At 61.0% G+C, this 17,803-nt stretch carries 16 protein-coding genes, 1 tRNA gene and 1 pseudogene; 10 read left to right on the top strand and 8 right to left on the bottom strand.

What is annotated here, in order from left to right; genetic code table 11:
* Window positions 1-44: 44 nt before the first annotated feature.
* Window positions 45-1,673 (bottom strand): fatty-acid--CoA ligase, encoded by a 1,629-nt coding sequence (locus A9K66_RS22035; RefSeq protein ID WP_067327903.1) that lies wholly within the window; start codon window positions 1,671-1,673, stop codon window positions 45-47.
* A 196-nt stretch (window positions 1,674-1,869) separates the two neighbouring features.
* Between A9K66_RS22035 and A9K66_RS22030 the strand changes: the two genes are divergently transcribed.
* Both A9K66_RS22030 and A9K66_RS22025 read left to right on the top strand, forming a co-directional pair.
* Window positions 1,870-2,226 carry a hypothetical protein gene (locus tag A9K66_RS22030; protein ID WP_067327902.1) on the top strand — a complete coding sequence of 119 codons (357 nt, stop codon included), beginning with the start codon at window positions 1,870-1,872 and terminating at the stop codon, window positions 2,224-2,226.
* Window positions 2,227-2,385: 159 nt separating this feature from the next.
* Window positions 2,386-2,776, top strand: a pseudogene (locus A9K66_RS22025) (DUF427 domain-containing protein).
* A gap of 77 nt (window positions 2,777-2,853) precedes the next feature.
* Here A9K66_RS22025 and A9K66_RS22020 read toward each other — a convergent pair.
* The 3 genes from A9K66_RS22020 to ppdK all read right to left on the bottom strand — a co-directional run bounded on the left by A9K66_RS22020 (window position 2,854) and on the right by ppdK (window position 7,661).
* On the bottom strand, window positions 2,854-3,600 hold the full coding sequence (locus tag A9K66_RS22020) for a polysaccharide deacetylase family protein (RefSeq protein ID WP_067327901.1): 747 nt from the start codon (window positions 3,598-3,600) through the stop codon (window positions 2,854-2,856).
* A gap of 152 nt (window positions 3,601-3,752) precedes the next feature.
* Window positions 3,753-4,931 carry a glycosyltransferase family 9 protein gene (locus tag A9K66_RS22015; protein WP_245307635.1) on the bottom strand — a complete coding sequence of 393 codons (1,179 nt, stop codon included), beginning with the start codon at window positions 4,929-4,931 and terminating at the stop codon, window positions 3,753-3,755.
* Window positions 4,932-4,976: 45 nt separating this feature from the next.
* Window positions 4,977-7,661 carry a pyruvate, phosphate dikinase gene (ppdK, locus tag A9K66_RS22010; RefSeq protein WP_067327900.1) on the bottom strand — a complete coding sequence of 895 codons (2,685 nt, stop codon included), beginning with the start codon at window positions 7,659-7,661 and terminating at the stop codon, window positions 4,977-4,979.
* Window positions 7,662-7,879: 218 nt separating this feature from the next.
* On the opposite strand from ppdK, the gene A9K66_RS22005 reads away from it, so the two are divergent.
* The 4 genes from A9K66_RS22005 (at window position 7,880) to A9K66_RS21990 (ending at window position 9,716) form a co-directional block, all read left to right on the top strand.
* Complete coding sequence (locus A9K66_RS22005) at window positions 7,880-8,224, top strand: VOC family protein (RefSeq protein WP_067327899.1); 345 nt, start codon at window positions 7,880-7,882, stop codon at window positions 8,222-8,224.
* Window positions 8,225-8,395: 171 nt separating this feature from the next.
* Window positions 8,396-8,470 (top strand) — tRNA-Gln (locus A9K66_RS22000).
* 255 nt (window positions 8,471-8,725) lie between these two features.
* The gene (locus A9K66_RS31290) at window positions 8,726-9,232 is read left to right on the top strand and encodes a hypothetical protein (protein ID WP_067327898.1); all 507 of its coding nucleotides are present in this window, start codon (window positions 8,726-8,728) and stop codon (window positions 9,230-9,232) included.
* Between the two features lie 97 nt (window positions 9,233-9,329).
* Window positions 9,330-9,716, top strand: coding sequence for a hypothetical protein (locus A9K66_RS21990; RefSeq protein ID WP_156751115.1), 387 nt, complete (start codon window positions 9,330-9,332; stop codon window positions 9,714-9,716).
* A 108-nt stretch (window positions 9,717-9,824) separates the two neighbouring features.
* Here the strand turns inward: A9K66_RS21990 and A9K66_RS21985 are convergent, their stop codons facing one another.
* Window positions 9,825-10,451 carry a DUF1629 domain-containing protein gene (locus tag A9K66_RS21985; protein WP_156751114.1) on the bottom strand — a complete coding sequence of 209 codons (627 nt, stop codon included), beginning with the start codon at window positions 10,449-10,451 and terminating at the stop codon, window positions 9,825-9,827.
* 1,537 nt (window positions 10,452-11,988) lie between these two features.
* Here A9K66_RS21985 and A9K66_RS21980 point away from each other — a divergent pair.
* Together A9K66_RS21980 and A9K66_RS21975 are read left to right on the top strand one after the other, a co-directional pair.
* Window positions 11,989-12,936 carry an ABC transporter substrate-binding protein gene (locus tag A9K66_RS21980; RefSeq protein WP_067327895.1) on the top strand — a complete coding sequence of 316 codons (948 nt, stop codon included), beginning with the start codon at window positions 11,989-11,991 and terminating at the stop codon, window positions 12,934-12,936.
* Between the two features lie 131 nt (window positions 12,937-13,067).
* Window positions 13,068-13,703 carry a TetR/AcrR family transcriptional regulator gene (locus tag A9K66_RS21975; RefSeq protein WP_066997878.1) on the top strand — a complete coding sequence of 212 codons (636 nt, stop codon included), beginning with the start codon at window positions 13,068-13,070 and terminating at the stop codon, window positions 13,701-13,703.
* 61 nt (window positions 13,704-13,764) lie between these two features.
* Here A9K66_RS21975 and A9K66_RS21970 read toward each other — a convergent pair whose 3' ends face one another.
* Genes A9K66_RS21970 through A9K66_RS21960 form a run of 3 tightly spaced genes read right to left on the bottom strand, consistent with a single transcriptional unit; the run spans window position 13,765 to window position 16,611 of the window.
* Window positions 13,765-14,436 (bottom strand): 4-carboxy-4-hydroxy-2-oxoadipate aldolase/oxaloacetate decarboxylase, encoded by a 672-nt coding sequence (locus A9K66_RS21970; protein ID WP_067327894.1) that lies wholly within the window; start codon window positions 14,434-14,436, stop codon window positions 13,765-13,767.
* Between the two features lie 35 nt (window positions 14,437-14,471).
* Window positions 14,472-15,494, bottom strand: coding sequence for an amidohydrolase family protein (locus tag A9K66_RS21965; RefSeq protein ID WP_067327893.1), 1,023 nt, complete (start codon window positions 15,492-15,494; stop codon window positions 14,472-14,474).
* Between the two features lie 19 nt (window positions 15,495-15,513).
* Complete coding sequence (locus A9K66_RS21960) at window positions 15,514-16,611, bottom strand: alcohol dehydrogenase catalytic domain-containing protein (protein WP_067327892.1); 1,098 nt, start codon at window positions 16,609-16,611, stop codon at window positions 15,514-15,516.
* Window positions 16,612-16,846: 235 nt separating this feature from the next.
* On the opposite strand from A9K66_RS21960, the gene A9K66_RS21955 reads away from it, so the two are divergent.
* Window positions 16,847-17,200 carry a DoxX family membrane protein gene (locus A9K66_RS21955; protein WP_066997887.1) on the top strand — a complete coding sequence of 118 codons (354 nt, stop codon included), beginning with the start codon at window positions 16,847-16,849 and terminating at the stop codon, window positions 17,198-17,200.
* A gap of 28 nt (window positions 17,201-17,228) precedes the next feature.
* A complete protein-coding gene (locus A9K66_RS21950) occupies window positions 17,229-17,768 on the top strand; it encodes a cupin domain-containing protein (RefSeq protein ID WP_067327891.1) in 540 nt (179 codons plus the stop codon).
* Window positions 17,769-17,803: the final 35 nt, after the last annotated feature.

Below are 17,803 nucleotides of genomic sequence, written 5' to 3'. Positions count from 1 at the left end.
AGAGCTTTTTGCGCCAGCCTTGAAGCCGAAAGATTTAACAATCCTCAATCCGTCGGCAGCCGATACTCCTTGAATTGCTGGCGCAAGGTGGTCTTCTGGATCTTGCCCGTCGCCGTGTGGGGAATCTCGCCGACGAAGGCGACGTCGTCGGGCATCCACCACTTGGCCACCTTGCCGCTCATGAAGGTCAGGATATCGCTCTTGCTCGGCTCCTTGCCCGGCTTGCACACGACCACCAGCAGAGGGCGCTCGCCCCATTTGGAGTGCGGCACGCCGATGGCCGCCGCCTCCGCCACATCGGAATGCCCGACGGCCAGGTTCTCCAGATCAATGGTGGAGATCCACTCGCCGCCCGATTTGATGACATCCTTGGCGCGGTCGGTGATCTGCATATAGCCGCTGGCGTCGATATGGGCGACGTCGCCGGTGTCGAACCAGCCGTCGGCGTCGAACTGCTCGGCGCCGACGCCGCCGTAATAGGCGCGCGCGACCGCCGGGCCGCGAACTTTCAGTCGCCCGAAGGTCTTGCCGTCCCAGGGCAGCGCGTTGTTCTCGTCGTCTGTCACCTTCATTTCAACGCCGAAGGGCGGGTGGCCCTGCTTGCCCTGGATATCGAGCCTGGCATCGCCGGTCAGCCCTTCATATTCCGGCTTCATGGTGCACAACGTGCCGAGTGGCGACATTTCGGTCATGCCCCAGGCATGCACCACCTCAACCGCGTATTTGTCCTGGAACTTGGCGGTGATGGCGCGCGGGCAGGAGGAACCGCCGATGACGACCTTGTTGAGATAAGGCAGCTTTTTGCCGGTCTCCTCGAGATATTGCAGCAGCATCATCCATACCGTCGGCACAGCGGCGCTGAAAGTTACCTTCTCGGTGTCGAGCAATTCGTAGATCGAGGCGCCATCCATCTTGCAGCCTGGCATCACCAGCTTGGCCCCGATCATCGGCGCGGCCTGACCGAGTCCCCAGGCATTGGCATGGAACATCGGCACCACGGGCAGGACGACGTCGCGCGTCGAAACGCCCATGGCGTCGGGCATGGCGGCCATCATGGCGTGCAGCACGTTCGAGCGATGGCTGTAGACGACGCCCTTCGGATCGCCGGTCGTGCCCGACGTGTAGCACATCCCAGCAGCCGTGTTCTCGTCGAATGTCTTCCAGGCGAAGGCGCCGTCGGCCTCGGCAAGCCATTCCTCATAGGCGACAGCGTTCGGCAACGAGGTTTGCGGCATATGGGCCTGGTCGGTCAGCACGATCACCTGCCTGAGCGACCTGATCTGGCTGGCGATCTTTTCCAGCAGCGGCACGAAGGTCAGGTCGACGAAGATCGCCTTGTCCTCGGCGTCGTTCATGATCCAAGCGATCTGTTCGGGAAACAGGCGCGGATTGAGCGTGTGGTAGATCGCGCCGATCCCCATGATGCCGTACCAGGCCTCGATGTGGCGGGCGGTGTTCCAGGCAAGCGTTGCGATGCGGTCGCCGAGCCCGAAGCCGTCAAGCTCCAACCGCTGCGCCGCTTTGAGCGCCCGATGACGGATGTCGGCAAAGGTGGTGCGCACGATCGGGCCTTCGATCGAACGCGACACGATCTCGCGCCCGCCGTGCTGGCGTTCGGCGTGATCGATCAGCTTATGGCAGAGCAGCGGCCATTCCTGCATCAGTCCGAGCATCTCGGCTCCTCCCCTTTTTTTCGCGCTTCCGCGTCATGTTTCACGCATTGTGGAATGATCCGGCGGATTGTCCAGCCACCATAAGTCCAAGGCGGTCGGATGGGCGGAGGACCCCTGAAACCCGCCATAATCCGGCCATCGTCGCCGTTAAGATTCATTAATGGGCTGGGTGAGATTGGCGAATGGAGAGATTCGCATGGACGTGCAGCTCGATGAAAAAGCCCTCGAAAGCACGCTTGCCGAAAGTCTGGACGATCTGACGCCGGACTCCAAAACCGTTTCCGACGATGAATTTGCCGAAGTCGTCGGCGGCGCGCTGGAGGCCGTCGGCGGAACGCTGCTGTTCAAGATGTGCGTCGAGAATGATGGAGAAGGCCAGTATGTCGCCGCCGCAAGCGTCGGCGACGGCGGTAACCGCCAGTTCCTGCTGCTCACGCTGCCGACCGCCGGCGGCGCGCTGAAGGTCGAGACAGCGGCGAGAAGCAGCAATCCGGTCGCCGGCATCGCTGCCGCCTATGCCGGCCTCATGGACGCATTCCAGGCCGCCGCCTGACTGTCGGCGCCGGTTAGAACATTATTTCGCCTGCACGCTATTTTGCGTCATCGCGCCGCCTTGCGCGAGGCGTCGGGCCGATCCACCTTTGACGGACGAGAGCGGTTCCGAACGGAAAAACCGCCACGCACCTTCCTCAAACTGCCGAGGAGACCCGTCTTGGACAAGCGTGCCAACCCCGCCCCCGGCTTTCAGCGCAATCCCGACAAGGTGATAACGATCGAGCCTTATCGCGGCACCGTCACGGTCAGCGCCGGCGACGTCGTCATCGCCCGGTCTACCCGGGCCAGGCTCTTGTCGGAACCGCCCTACCCGGCGGTTTTCTATATTCCCTTCGACGATATCGATCTCAGCAAGCTCGCCAGGACCGAGCATTCGACGCATTGTCCCTACAAGGGCAACGCGAGCTATCGGAGCGTGCTGCCGGCCGGCGACAGCGGCAGGGACGCGATGTGGGCCTATGAGCAGGCCTTTCGACGAAGTGGTCGAAATCCGCGATCACGGCGCGTTCTATACGGGCAAGGTGACGGTCGAGACTAAGCCGGAGTGATAGACTGCGGCGGAAAGCATCGCGGATCTCCGAGGTCGCTGAGCCTCCCAGCCGTCGTCATCAACCTCCGCCACGGATTAATCCGTGGTGCCGTCGTTGCCGACGTCGTCGGCGTCGTCCAGCCGAACGAAGGTCAGGCCCTTCTGCTTCAGGGCGAGCAGGCCCTGGACGACACCCTCGCCCGCGGCATGGGTCGGCTGGTTGATGTGAGCGATGATGACGTCGCCATCCTTGGCAGCGGCGATGCGCCGGGCGGTTTCCCTGGCGCCGAGCAGTGAGCCGCCGTCGCCATTGACGGAAAAGCCCGCGACCTTGAAGCCCAGCTTGCGGATCATGGCGATCGCCGACGGGCTGTATTCGGCGGTGGCGCCGCGAAACCATTTCGGCGGCGGGCCGCCAGCGCTCGCAAGCGCCGCGGCACCCGACTCGACCTCGGCCTGAACGGCATCTGGACTGCCGGCACTGCTGATGCCGTAGATCTTGCGGGGCGTGTCGACCGCCGGGATATGGCGGCCACCGTGGTTTTCCAGTTCGAACAGATCAGGATGCGCGCGCATGATCCCGACAGCGGCGGCGTTGCGCTTCAGCCAGATGCCGGTGACGAAGATAGTCGCGGGAACTTTGTTTTCTACCAGGGCCGAAAGAATGCGCGTATCGGTCTTCCCGCCGCAGGCGTCCAGCGTGAGCGCGACACGGCCACCGCCGCCTTGCGGCGTCAGATGCAACGTCGGTTCGACCAGCGTCCCGGCATTGCCAGCCGAGAGCACGACAAGCGATAGCGCGATCGCGCAAAGAGATTTTTGAAGCAAACCCGTCATTCCCATGCCCGGCCCGTCAAGCCGCTCAACCGCAAGATGTCGTCAACAAGACGCGCATCTAGGCGAAAATCGGAACGGTTCGCATCCGAAAAGCCACCGCGCGACAATTTGCATGGAGAGTAGCTGTAAAAGCTCAACACGCCTTTAGCAGACTTGAGCTAGACCGCCTGCTCAAGCGCCACGTCGGTACGCGCCAAAAGTTCGCGCACCGCCTCGACCACGGAATCCACTTCAAGGCGCCAGACACAGCATGCCTTGCTCGAATCGGTCCGACGGCACAGGTCGCCGCCGACGCAATCGCAGGGCATGGAGGGGCGCAACGAGATGCTGGGGACCCCGACCGGGCCCCATCGAACCGGATTGGTCCGGCCGAACAGACCAACGACCGGAGTGCCGGCTGCGGCCGCCATATGCATCGGGCCACTCTCATTGCCGAGGAATAACCTGGCCTCCTTGAGCAGCGCCAGCAACGTTTCGAGCGAGAGCGTGCCGACCAGATTGACGACCGGCGTTTTCGCTGCCGCCACGATCTTGTCCGCCGCCTCGTGCTCATCAGGGCCGCCGATCAGCACAGCGTCCAGGCCAGTTTCGGACGATATCCGTTCGATCGCGGCCGCAAAGCGCTCCGGCTGCCAGCGACGCCCGATGAAGCTCGCCCCCGCATGCACCGCCACGAAGGCATTTGGCCGCAAATGATGCTTGCTCAGCAAGGCGAGCGCTTGCGTCGTTTCGAAGGGCAGCGGACGGATAGCCGGTGCCCTGACGCGCAGGTCGACGCCGAGCACCTCGAGCGGCGACAAATAGCGGAAGAGATAATGTTTTTCGCCGAATCCGTACGGCTTCATCCTGACATTGGCAGGCTGGCGCTCAAGCCAGCGCAGAGGTCGCTCCGTCGGATAGTGGCCGACACGAATCGGGGCACGGACCAATCCGGACACCAGCCGCGAAGTCTTGGAATCGGTGATGTCGATGACCATGTCGAAGCGGTGCCGCCGCAAAGTTCGCACAACCCGGACAAGCTCGCGCCCGCGCTGGAGCGGCGTGCCGCGCATGCCGGCACGGCTGAACGAAACGACCTCCGCTGCGATGCCATGCGCTGTTAGAAATCCAGCAAACCTGGCATCGCACAGGAACACGACCTTCACACCTGGATATTCGAGCTGAAGGTTCTTCGCCAAGGCAGAGGCAAGCACGATGTCGCCTATGAACTTGGTCTGCATGATCAGGATCGATCGGAAAGAGGTGGGGGAAATCTGCAACATCTGTTTCACGCCCCGAGTAATGAGAACCAGAAACTGCCCAGGAACGATGTCGAGATTGAGAACCAGCGCGCGCACGTTCGCGTGAGTTTCCATACGAAATCGTAAGATGGAGCGCGCCGTTCAGGCGCGCTTGGCTCTTCCCTTCGCGGCCTCCACGGCCGCCTGGGCCGCAGCCAGCCGGGCAATCGGTACACGGTAAGGCGAGCATGACACATAGTCGAGGCCGACCTCTTCGCAGAAGCGGATCGAGGCCGGGTCGCCGCCATGCTCGCCGCAAATGCCGAGCTTGATGTCGGGTCGTGTTCCCTTGCCCTTTTCCGCCGCAATCCGCACCAGTTCGCCGACACCGTCGATGTCCAGCGAAACGAACGGATCCTGTTCGATGATACCTTTCTGCCGGTAGGTTTCAAGGAAGGAGGCCGCATCGTCGCGCGAGATGCCGAAAGTCGTCTGGGTCAGATCGTTGGTGCCGAAGGAGAAGAACTCGGCCGCTTCGGCAATGACATGGGCGCGGATGGCTGCGCGCGGCAGCTCGATCATGGTGCCGGTAAGATAGTCGATCTTGGTGCCGGTCTCCTGCATGACGCTTTGCGCGACGGCATCGATGCGCGCCTTGACGTATTGCAGCTCCTTCACGAGGCCGACCAGCGGCACCATGATTTCGGGCACCACCAGCGCGCCGGCCTTGTGGCCGGCCTGAACCGCCGCCTCGAAAATGGCGCGTGCCTGCATCTCGGCGATCTCGGGATAGGAGACCGCCAGACGGCAGCCGCGATGCCCGAGCATCGGATTGAACTCATGCAGCGCCTCGGTACGCTGCCTGAGCTTGTCCGCCGGCACATTCATGGCGGTCGCGACCTCGGCGAGCTCGGCGTCGGTCTTGGGCAGGAATTCGTGCAACGGCGGGTCCAGCAGGCGGATCGTCACCGGCAAGCCCGCCATGATCTCGAACAGCTCGAGGAAATCCGAACGCTGCATCGGCAGAAGCTTGTCGAGCGCCGAGCGCCTGTCCTTCTCGGTGTCGGCCAGGATCGTCTCGCGCATGGCGATAATGCGGTCACCTTCGAAGAACATGTGCTCGGTGCGGCAAAGGCCAATGCCTTCGGCGCCGAAGGAGCGCGCCATGCGCGCGTCGAGCGGCGTCTCGGCATTGGTGCGCACCTTCATGCGGCGCGCGGCATCGGCCCATTCCATGATGGCGGCGAAGTCACCGGACAGCTCCGGCTGCAGCATGGCGACGGCGCCCTTCAGCACCTGGCCGTTGCCGCCGTCGATGGTGATGATGTCACCCTTGCGGAAGGTCTGGCCCATCGAGATCAGCGTGCCGGCCTTGTAGTCGACTCGCAGCGAGCCGGCGCCCGAGACGCAGGGCTTGCCCATGCCGCGCGCCACCACGGCGGCATGACTGGTCATGCCGCCGCGCGTGGTGAGGATGCCTTCGGCGGCATGCATGCCGTGGATGTCCTCCGGGCTGGTCTCGACGCGCACGAGAATGACCTTGCGGCCTTGCGCCTTGGCATCCTCGGCCTCACCGGAGGAGAAGACGATCTCGCCGGTGGCCGCGCCCGGCGAGGCCGGCAGGCCGACGCCGATGACGTCGCGCGCCGCCTTGGGATCGATGGTCGGATGCAGGAGCTGGTCGAGCGAGGCCGGATCGATGCGGGCAACCGCCTCCTCTTTCGTGATCAGCCCGTCTTTCGCCATCTCGACGGCAATCCTGAGCGCCGCCTTGGCGGTACGCTTGCCGGAGCGGGTCTGCAGCATCCACAATTTGCCGCGCTCGATGGTGAATTCGAGGTCCTGCATGTCGCGGTAATGCTTCTCCAGCCGGTCGGAAATATCGACGAAGGACTGGAAAGCTTCCGGCATCAGTTTCTGCAGCGAGGGCTTGTCAGAGCCCGCAGCGATGCGCGCGGCCTCGGTTATGTTCTGCGGCGTGCGGATGCCGGCCACCACGTCCTCGCCCTGCGCATTGACCAGGAATTCGCCATAGAGCTGCTTTTCGCCGGTCGAGGGATTGCGGGTGAAGGCAACGCCGGTGGCGGAGGTGTCGCCCATATTGCCGAACACCATGGCCTGGACGTTGACCGCCGTGCCCCAGCTTTCCGGGATGTCGTGCAGGCGACGGTAGGTGATGGCGCGGTTGTTCATCCAGCTCGAAAACACGGCGCCGATGGCGCCCCAGAGCTGCTCGCGCGGGTCCTGCGGGAACGGCTTGCCGAGCTCCTCCTCGACCTTGGCCTTGTAGAGCGCGATCACACCCTGCCATTCGATGGCCGTCAGCTCGGTGTCGAGCTCATGGCCGAGGCTCGCCTTCTGGTCCTCGAGAATTTCCTCGAAAACCTCGTGATCGAGGCCCATGACGACGTCGGAATACATCTGGATGAAGCGGCGGTAACTGTCATAGGCAAAGCGGGCATCGCCGGAATCGGCGGCAAGCGCCTCGACCGTCTCGTCGTTGAGGCCGAGATTGAGCACGGTATCCATCATGCCTGGCATCGAAGCGCGGGCGCCGGAGCGCACCGAGACCAGAAGCAGCTTCGACGGATCGCCGAAATTGCGGCCGGTGAGCCTGCCGATATGGTCGAGCGCCGCAAGGACATCCGCTTCAAGCGATGTCGGATAGGTGCGGCCGTTGGCGTAATAGGCATTGCAGACTTCAGTGGTGATGGTGAAGCCCGGCGGCACCGGCAGGCCGAGGCTGCACATCTCGGCAAGGTTGGCGCCCTTGCCGCCGAGCAGGTTGCGATCACCGGCTCGGCCTTCAGCGGCACCGTCGCCGAAGGTGTAAACCCACTTGGTCATGCATGCCCTCCAGGTCCCTTGGAAGATAGACAACACCCGGGCCAAGGCCCCGGTCCCCGCCCTTCCGATCCGAGCGATAAGATGCTGCATTGCGAAAGGCAAGCGCCGGCAAAGCAAGCGCCGCGACTACAATCGATTAAGCAAAAGCTGCGTCAAAAAGACTTGCCGGTGTGAGTTGCGCGAGATAGAACACAACAAGAACAAAGTGGAGTAGCGCGATGAAACTCGAGGGAAAACTCGACTATCTGGAACTTCCGGCCACCGGCGGCACGCTGGACAGCGTCAAATCCTTCTACAGCGCGGCGTTTTCCTGGTCTTTCACCGATTACGGGCCAACTTACTCCGCTTTTGCCGAGGGGCTCGACGGCGGCTTCCAGGCCGCTGCGGGCGAAGCGCCCGCCAGACCGCTGCCCGTGCTCTATTCCGAAAACCTGGAGGAGACGCTGGAGGCCGTTGAGAATGCCGGAGGCAGCATCATCAGGCCGATCTTTTCCTTCCCAGGCGGCAGGCGGTTCCACTTCACCGACCCGGCCGGCAACGAGTTGGCCGTGTGGGGCGAATAGCCCGCAATTCCGGTCGCCGGATCGATCTCCCCTCCAGATTACGCCCGAACGCGGCGGCAATCCGCCGGCGCAGACATGCGGCAAGATTACTTTGGATGTCAGCGGTCCAAGCATTGAGCTTTCGACCGGCTCGTCCTATAAGGCCGCGCGCAGCGGGCACCGCCCGGCTGCTGGGGCGTCGCCAAGTGGTAAGGCATCGGTTTTTGGTACCGACATTCCCAGGTTCGAATCCTGGCGCCCCAGCCAAACTGGACTCCCTGTTGGTATAGCGGTCTGCTCAGCGCCTATGGCTGCTCCAGACGCGACCGTTTCCGCAAGTAGATCAAACGGTTGCCTGAAGACAGCGTGAACCTCGCCTTGGTCCCATTGGCAGTTCGACAGTACAAGATTCAAGAGCCGTTTTTTTTCATGCACGGGCTGTTTCGCAAACAGTCGGCTGGCGTTGCGCGCCAATTCCAACAGCCGGATGCCATCCTCCATGTATGATTCCTCGGCGCTGCCATGGCGCTCTATCTCGCGAAGCAGCCGCGTCTGTTCGGTTCGCCACTGTGCCGACATCCGGTCGTAGAAGGCGTTGTCGACGCGGCCATCGAGCTTGTCGAGATACATGGCGTGCAACCGATCCTCGAGCCGCTTGTGCTCGACCTGGCATCGATGGATCGCCTGTTCATGCTCGCGGCGCTCGTCGGCATGGCTGGCCATGAGGGCTGCCTTTACCCATTCCAGTATCTCTTCGTCGAAGTGCAACCGGTCGAGCAGGTTGGCGAATGCCCGATCGAGCACTTCCTCCCGGACATATTTGCGACGGCAATCACCGTATCCGCCCCGGCCTTTGTTGGTATGCCCCGTGCAGTGATAATAGACGTATTTGCCCTTCTTGATCTCCGCCACGATGGCGCAGCCGCATTCGGTGCAGGTCATCAGGCCGGTGAAGGCGAACTCGTTTCCTATCGGATGGGTCGGCACCGCATTGCGGCCCGTCAGGACGCCCTGGACCCGCTCCCATAGTTCGATCGATACGAGAGGTTCGTGCTTGCCCTGATGCAATTTGCCGTTCCACTGGAACAGTCCCGTGTAGAGGCGGTTGCGCAGGATCATATGGACGGTGCTGACCGGCCAAGTTATCATAAGCGTCGGCGAGAGTGTCCGCATAGACCGCAGTGCCCGCTACGCCCAAAGTCTGGCCTTCGAAGGTGACAAGCCCCTGACTCACTTGTGTCGCGAAGTAATGGAGTTTGTATACTTCCGATATCTTCTGATCATTTGTCAGATTAGATTCAAGAACTTCAAAAATACTGCGGGTGAGAAACTCGGTATAGCCCGGGTGATCGCCTGTGTGAATTACGCTGCCAAAACCGCTGTCGTAGTAGACATTGCTTCCGTCTGCATTCGTGAGCGCCCGCACATAGGCCGCAACTTCGGGGTCGCTGAAGAGCGCAATCTCGTTGCCAGCCATATCCATTGTGAAGTTAGTGCCAGTTACAGCAAGTAACTGCTGCAGAGATTCTGCAATTCGTGGGTCATCAAACAATTTTGTTGGAAAAATATGGTGTATCTGGAACGCAAAAGGTATCGCCATGACATGCCCCCTTGGACGATATCAGTCAGTTTCAACAATACGGCAGGTGCGAAAACCGAAAACTCTTCCCATTTTTGCCGCCCGTAGTGCTTGGGTTAGCCGGTCGCTCAGAAAGAAAATGCGGATCAAGGGCGGACTTACCCACAGATCAGGGCCATCGAGCGCAGCCGGGCTGACCGCCACATCATCGTCGGGAAGATAGGATCGCACGAGTAGTTTCCCGGATCCGAGTTTAGTGACCTCTCGTGAAGACTCAGCCAGAAAAGCATCTTTGCGCTCGCCGATATTGAGGCAAAAATACTCGCCCTCCACAGGCGTCTTGCGGTCATGCTGGAGGAGCTTGATCGGATAGAGCGAGGAATGACCGAGATCGAATTGCCGCAGCACATCGGCACAGGCCGCCGAAATCACCACCGCGCCTGCGGCAAGAACTAGATCCGCCTGCTTGCCTTCTTTCTTGTCCGGATACTTGGCGAATATCTCCTTCGGGAAATGATCGGCCGACATCCGTTCGCCGGTTTCGTTCAACTCCGCCATCTGACCGAGACGCATTCCGGTCGGCAAAGGATCCGCCGTGAACCCTTTGATCCGCGTCGAGTCCATGAAGGCGCGACTGGCCCAGACTCTTGGGCTATGAAGCTTCGTCATCGTGGCAATATCTCCCTGACCTATGTCTTCGCACCTACGCATAGCTCAATCCTGAATACGGCCAAGGCAAATTAGTCCCCGTGCCTACTCACCAGCGGCACAAGGTAGTGGGTATTGTCTTTTCGAAGGACATCGCGAAACCCGCGCCATCCTAGGTCTTGAGGTGATCGTCTGCGGCGCTATCCCGATAAGTCTCGCACCCCAAACACGCTTGATAGTTCACAGCAGACGCTGTGATTGACGCTTGCCACGTCGCGGCACCCCCGTGACGTGCACCAGCCACCTAGCGTCAGGCAAATTGCCAGACACTATGAAATTTTGCCGCCGTAGTTTGGTCGCAGATTTCGCCCCGCCACTCTACACCAAACCGGTAACATATTCGTGATCGCTTGTTAAGTGTTTTGTGAAGGGAAAGAGCTAAAATCATCTTTTCTTTTGGAATGGCACGATTGGCATACACGGTTATATACTACTTCCATATATTACTTATCTGCTAATTTAACCATGACAGACGTTGACTTCCCTCGCAATTTCTCTCGAAGAACCTCTGAGTATCTCTAACAACGTTTCTTGACGGTTGGCCTTCCAAGCCAAATGTGATGAGATTGCGAAATGGCAGCCAGCAATATCGAACAACTTGCCGCGCCCCCCAATCGTGCTTGCTGAAGAGAACCCGTACAACAGAACTAGAGTGATCGTTCTGCTTGGAGAGTGCCAGGGTCGACGTCACCCGCGCGGCGCTTCTTGCTCGCCGGGTCCTAAGACCCAGCACCGCAACGATCTAGGAATTCTAGGAGTATGTGAGATACCGTTGGAAACATTCGCGGCCACGACAGATAGACGGAGCCTGTAGTCCCGGTCCTATCAAGGCGAACCTTTCAATTGTGTTCCTGAGGGGCGGACGATCATCGCAGACACAATCGACGCGCTGCGTCAGTCGGACGCGCGTCGCCGCGAAACTTCTTCTAGAGCAGCATGGTTGCTTAATGCCAAGCTTCTAAACACCAAGGATTGCCACCGAACTTGGCGAGGCACTGTGGAATCCGTCCCACGTTCGGGACGGCTTGCCAAGCGGGACTCTCTATCTACCCCGGCTCCTCGCTCTCACTGCCGATAAGCACCCGCAATTCCGGCTGAGGCGCGACCCAGAAAGTTCGAAAAGCTTCCAGGAACCCCAGCCAACCATTTTTATCTTTTATTCAATGATTTAGCTCAATCGATCAGGTCTTCGTCTAGGGCACTCGGCTAGGGCCTTGGATGCGTGGACCGGCAGCAAGAATCTGGCGTCCGGAACTGGACTTAAGAGAAGCGGCGCCGTTTAGGACCGCTTCGAATTCACGATAGCATGTGCGGTATGGTGCCAAGGGCCGTAGCCCCTGTTGGCCGCTTTTCGCGATCGAGAGCACGCGGACCATTGTTCACGGTAGCTCAGTCAGCCGGGCTGCGAGGAAAAAAGCGTGGCCGATTGACATACCGATTGGAATTCCAATACCTATAGTATTTAGACGCCCAGTGCTGAATACGGCGGGAGGAGCCAATGGCCGAAAACACGACAGCTGATCCTTCCACGCCTGCCCAGCTTCGCCTCGCGGGCGGAGCGCAGGGGTTCAATTGGCTTCCGGTCTTCCTTGCAGACGAGTTGGGATTATTCGGCAAGCACGGCATTGCCATCAAATACAAGCGCTTCGGCAGCGTCGACAAGGCAACGGGAGCTGTCCTTGAGAGTGAGGCCGACCTTGCGATTACGCCGCCAGAAGGAGCAGTCGCGGACTTCGTGAACGGTGGAGAACTGCGCATTGTTGCGGCCAATGCAGTGCGGCTGCCGATGTCTCTCGTGGCGCGGCCAGAAATCGCCACCCTGGCGGACCTTCGAGGAAAGAGGATCGGCACGTCCTCGCTCACCGAGGGTACTGCGATTTACACGCAGATTGTGCTGGCTTCCCAAGGACTGCACTACCCCGCCGACTACGAATTCGTACTTGCGGGTATTCATACTAAACGGTGGGAGGCGCTGCAGGCCGGGCAAGCCGACTGTGCTCCCCAGCCCGCGCCGTGGAACTTCCTGGCCGAGGACCAAGGCTACAAGCTGATCGGCGAGGTCAATGAGTTCATACCCGAGATCCTCTTCACCGCGGTCATCGGCCGATCATCGTGGCTGCAAGCCAATCGAGATGTGGTCATACGCTTCATCAACGCCCTGATTGAGGCCCATGCGATCACCAATGAACCGGCGCGGCAGGACGTAACATTGCCGATCTTCCAACGCATCACCACGCCGGAAAGCTCCACCCTGGCCAATCGTGCTCTAGGATACATGCGTGACATGGGCATGTGGCCGGACAAGCTGGCCGTGCCGGCAAACGCGTTGCGCACGACGATCGACCTGATGATCCGCGCGCATTTGCTCGATGAGGCCCTTCGGAGCCAAGCGCTGCACGCCTTCGATGCTTCTTACCTCGACGCCGCTTGCACCACAGTCGGCTGAACCCATCCTGCCGTGCACCAAAGCAATCCCGCAACTGACCCCTCACCTTCGCTTGCCCTTGGAGGTCGACGACCCTAAGTTGCTTGCTCAGATACGCTAGGTATCCCGATACGTTCATTGGATGATCAAAGATGGCGCGACTGACCCGTGAACAAAGCCAAGCCTTGACGCGCGAAAAGCTTTTGGCTTCGGCCAGCGAGATGGTGGCCCGAGACGGCTATTCCGGCGCATCGATCGAGCGGATCGCAGAGGAGGCCGGCTTCTCGAAGGGGGCCTTCTACTCCAATTTCACGAACAAGGAAGACATCTTCCTGCAACTGCTGGAGCGCAACGCCGGCGGAGATGTGGTCGAACTGACCGAAAGGCTTCGCAGCGTTGACGAGCCGAAGGATGTCATCGAATCCATTTGCGAATGGGCCAACCAACGCGCCAAGGACAAGCGCTGGGGAACGCTGGCCATCGACCTGCTGCGCATCGCGCGCCGCGACAACACGCTGGAGGATCGGCACCTGCGCCTGTTCAGGGACCAGTGGGAAGGGCTGGGCAGGCTGTTGTCTGAGAAGCTGTTTCCGTATGGGGATGCGGAACCCCGGCCACTCTATGTCGGCGGTATCGTCCTCGAACTCGTCTATGGCGGCATGTCGAGCTTTATGGACGACAGGGCGCCCGGCGAAATGGTGCGGGTCGCGCTGACGTCGATGCACGAGGCTCATCTTTTTAGGCATAAGAACGGAAAGGCCGTGCGCAAGCGGACTGCAGCGTCCTGACGCGAACTATGCCACGCCACGTTGGAAGGCCGACCGATTCTCCTTCGTGGACGTCGGGTGCCTATTCGTAGACAAGTCCCTTCAAGCGCAGCCGTTCGCGCATTGAGTTGACGTCTAGGCTGAGCTTGCCTGCAGCGTAGAGGCGACGTTTGTCTTCCTCGGCCGCCTCCCGCTCTCGTGCCGTTCTCGCAACCAACTCGGCATTGGCACGGGGCACCACGCAGACGCCATCATCATCGGCGACGATCACGTCGCCAGGGCAGATGCGGGCACCGGCGCAGATGATCGGAACCTGGCAATCGCACGGCGTCTCCTTTACCGTTCCCTGAGCGAAGATCGCCTTCGACCAGACCGGGAACTTCATCGCTCGCAAAGCAGCCACATCGCGCACGCCGGCATCGATCACGAGGCCTCGGATGCCGAGCGCCATCGCCGATTCAGCCAGAAGGTCGCCGAAAAATCCGTCTTCGCATGGAGAGATCGGAGTCACGACGAGCACATCGCCCGGCCGCGCCTGCTCCAATGCAACATGAATGGTCCAGTTGTCGCCCGGCGCCACCTCGCAGGTAAGCGCATTGCCGCCGATCCTGGCGCCGTCATAGATGGGACGCAGCCGCGAGGCCAGCAGCCCCTTGCGTCCCTGGGCCTCGTGAACGGTTGCCACCCCCAGCGCGCCCAGTGCGTCGCACACTTCGATCGGCGTACGTTCGGTGTTTGTCACGACTTTTGCCATTGATATCTCCAGAGATTCGTGCCGGCCGGACCTCGCTAGCGACCCTGTCGCTTGAGCCTCTCGTCCAGCCGCGGGTAGACTTTGCGCGCATTGCCCTCGAACACCGCCGCGCGGTCGGCTTCGTCGAGGCCCAAAGCATCGATGTAACGGCGCGTGTCGTCGAAGTTGAAGCCGGTCAGCGGGTCAACCGCCTTGACCGCGCCCAGCAGTTCCGAGCCGAAGAGGATGTGGTCCGGACCGATCACGCGAAACAGCGTGTCGATCCCCGCCTGGTGGTAGACGCAGGTGTCGAAATAGACGTTGCGCATCAGGTGCGTGGCGAGATCCGGCTTTTCCATCATGATTGCCAGCCCGCGATAGCGGCCCCAGTGATAGGGAACCGCGCCGCCGCCGTGGGGAATGATTAGCTTGAGGTCTGGGAAAGCGCGAAACAGGTCGCCCTGGATCAACTGCATGAACACCGTGGTGTCGGCATTGATGTAGTGCGCACCGGTGGTGTGCAGGCAGTCCGAGCACGCGCCCGAGACATGGATCATGGCCGGCACCTGGAGCTCGACCATCCTCTCGAAGAGCGGATACCAGTAGCGGTCATAGATTGGCGGCGCGGACCAGAAGCCGCCGGACGGATCGGGGTTGAGATTGCAGCCGACGAAGCCGAGCTCGTCCACACAGCGCTCGAGTTCAGCCAGCACAGGAGCGAGGTCACCGCTCATCGACTGCGGCAGCTGGCAGACACCGGCAAAGTTCAGCGGGAACAGGTCCACGATGCGCGCAATGAGATCATTGGAGACACGGGACCATTCGGCATTCAGCGCAGCGCTGCCGACATGATGACCCATGCCCGAGGCCCGGGGCGACAAAATTGTCACGTCCGAGCCGCGCTCCTGCTGAAGACGAAGCTGGTTTTCTTCGACGGTCGCGCGAAGCGTCTCGTCGCTTATGGCGGGATAGACCGGACCTGCGTCGCGCTGGCCCTCGGCAAACGCCACCTGGGCCTTGCGATAGGCATGATGCGCCGGGGGCTCGGTGGTGTAGTGACCGTGGCAGTCGATTATCATGGCATTCTCCAACCGCAGCTCAGGGCTCCAGCACATAGTTGGTGAAGCCACCGTCGCCCGAGGCTACGCCGTTGATCGCCTCATTGATCTGGTCCAGCGGATAGGTGCGGGCTTCCAGCACGGACAGGTCGACCGCGCCAGACCGGACCAGCTCCGCTATCTCGATGCCCTCCGCGGTGCTGAGCCAGGCCGAACCGGTGAGCACCATCGAATTGTCCATCCACCATTTGGTGTTGAACAGCATGTCGGCGCCCGTACCGCCGATGTTGACGATGGTGCCGCCGCGTTTGACGCCCATCATCGCGTCCCTCATGGCGTTGACGTCGGCCACCGCGCCAAGGCTGTCGAGCATGAGATCCGCGCCGGAGTGGTGCTTGGAGCGCACCCAGTCCGCGACCTTGCCGTCCAGGCTGGAAAAAATCTCGATCCGGTTCGGCGCGAGGCACTTCAGCTTTTCCAGCAATGGCTTGCCGCGCGCGACCGCGTAGATGGTGGATATCCCCATGGCGAGCGCGAACATGGTGGCGCCGACACCCAGCGTCCCGGTCGCGCCGTTGATGATCAGCGACTTGCCCGCAAGGTTGCCCAGCTTCTTGAGCGCCGAATAGGACGTGCCGAGATAGCCCATGCGGGCAGCCTGCGGAAACGTCATATTGTCGGGTATCTTGACGATGGCGCTCTGGGGCGCGCGCATGAATTGAGCGAAGCCGCCGCCGGGATAGCGCTTGTAGATTTCCAGGCTGTTGCGATTGAACCCGAAATATCCGGCGAAGGTGAAGTAGTCGCACTTCATCTGGTTGCCGCTGGCGCAGGCGTGGCAGGCACCGCACGAACGCAACGGATTGACGTAGACACGGTCTCCGGGCTTCAAGGCAACGACCTGCTCGCCCACTTCGTGCACGATGCCGGCGGGGTCAAGGCCAAACGTCGCGGGCTTGGGAGGCAGCGGCTGGTGAGGATACCAGTTCTCCCAGTTGTTCAGCACGTTGGCGAGGTTCGGGACCATACCGCAGGCTTTGACCTCGACCACGACATCTGTTCCGCACGCTCGAGGCTTGGCGATCTCCTCGATCCGCATTGGTTCGTTTACCGCATGCAACCGTGCGGCGCGCATCATCACTGTCACGATGTTCCTCCTCAAATACCGCCAACCGGATCGAGTTGACATTCCGATTTGACTGTGGATACCGTACAGTATCTGGATTGGGAGACGCAAGACCCGATTTGCGGTGCCGGTACCAACCATCGCTGCTGCCCTCGGGCCTACGCTCGATTTCGCAGGGTGGCTGGCGGCCAAAACCGGGCCCGCTCACAACGACTGCAGCCGTCACGCTGCTGGGAGGAGACGTACAATGCCGTTCGAGTTGCAGCCTCAGGACTGCCTGAGGATCCTATGTGGAGTCTGGTTCCTGCCGCATCTGATCGGGAAGGTCAGGAACTTCGATAAGGCGCCGGTCACATTTGAGAAGGCCGGTCTGAAGCCTGGCAAGGCATTCCTTGTCCTGACAATCGTCCTCGAGGTGCTTGCCGCGCTCGGCATGATTTTCAACGTCTATTCGAAAGCAGCAACCGGTTGCGCGATCGTCGTGCTGCTCGGAGCAGCCTACGCAGTGGTGAAGATCAACGGCGCCAAATGGCGCTGGCAGCAGATGGGACCGGAATTCCCGCTTTTTTGGGCGCTCGCTTGCCTCATCTCGGCACTGTGACTTTGAACATCTACCTGGGAGGTTTGATATGCAGGTTCGGCGCATCGTCACTGGCAGGGACAACGCCGGTAAGTCAGTGGTCGTCAGTGACGGTCCCTCCCCTGGGGAAATGGTCCTGCGCCACACGCCAGGTTTCGTATCGTCGCCACAGTGGAAAATCGAGGAGGCGCCAGAGCTGCGGAGCATCGACAACAAGGACCCCATGGAGACGACCGGCACCATGGTCATGCCGGCAGGCGGATCATCGTTCTGGATCATTACTTTCCCTCCCGACAGCGTCTACATGTCATCGGAATGGAACCCCGCGGTAGCTGGTCCCGAACTCATCGAGGCGTCACCTGGCATTGCCGAGCGGATGGAGCCGGACAGCCCTGGCATGCACCAGACCCCGACCGTCGACTACGTCACGGTGGTCAAGGGCAGACTGATCCTGGAACTCGATGACGGCAGGACTGTCGAGCTAAATGCCGGCGACACCGTAGTCCAGCAGGGCACTCGTCACGCATGGCGCAATCCAGGCGACCAGCCGGCGACGATCTCCGTGATCATGCTCGGCGCCACTGTCTGACGCGGCGGTTACCATCCCAGAGACCACACCAGCCT

The sequence above is a fragment of the Mesorhizobium sp. AA23 genome (assembly GCF_001672435.1).
Lineage (GTDB): Bacteria > Pseudomonadota > Alphaproteobacteria > Rhizobiales > Rhizobiaceae > Mesorhizobium.
Note: the sequence above shows the minus strand (reverse complement) of the source record. Positions and strands in the feature narration are given on the sequence as shown.